Origin of the sequence: Streptomyces sp. MS19 (assembly GCF_047200595.1) — a bacterium.
GTDB lineage: Bacteria > Actinomycetota > Actinomycetes > Streptomycetales > Streptomycetaceae > Streptomyces.
Genome location: NZ_JBJZOH010000102.1, coordinates 1 through 583, shown reverse-complemented (window position 1 = coordinate 583; position 583 = coordinate 1). Strand labels below are relative to the sequence as shown.

1 protein-coding gene is annotated in these 583 nt (G+C 70.5%); it reads left to right on the top strand.

Annotated features, from left to right (window positions below; translation table 11 throughout):
* Window positions 1-522: ABC transporter ATP-binding protein (locus ACL02R_RS30060; RefSeq protein WP_412800124.1), on the top strand; the 522-nt coding region annotated here is incomplete at its 5' end.
* Between the last annotated feature and the right edge of the window lie 61 nt (window positions 523-583).

Here is a 583-nt window from a genome sequence, read left to right as displayed (position 1 = left end):
GGGCTGAAGGACAAGCGGCTCACCAGGCTGCGGCGGGACCGGATCGGGTTCATCTTCCAGGCGTTCAACCTGCTGCCGACGCTGAACGCGCTGGAGAACATCACGCTGCCCATGGACATCGCCGGCCGCAAACCCGACAGGGAGTGGCTGGACCGGGTCATCGACACGGTCGGCCTGGCCGGGCGGCTCAAGCACCGCCCCGCGCAGCTCTCCGGCGGGCAGCAGCAGCGCGTCGCCGTCGCCCGCGCCCTCGCCGCACGCCCCGACATCATCTTCGGCGACGAGCCCACCGGCAACCTCGACTCCCGCGCCGGCTCCGAAGTCCTCCAGTTCCTGCGCCGCTCCGTCGACGAACTCGGCCAGACCATCGTCATGGTCACCCACGACCCCGCCGCCGCCGCGTACGCCGACCGCATCGTCTTCCTCGCCGACGGCCGCATCGTCGACGAGATGCACCAGCCCACCGCCGACCGCGTCCTCGACCGCATGCGCCACTTCGACGCCAAGGGACGCACCTCATGACCGTCCTCAAGACCTCCCTGCGCAACTTCCTCGCCCACAAAGGCCGCATGGCCCTGTCGGG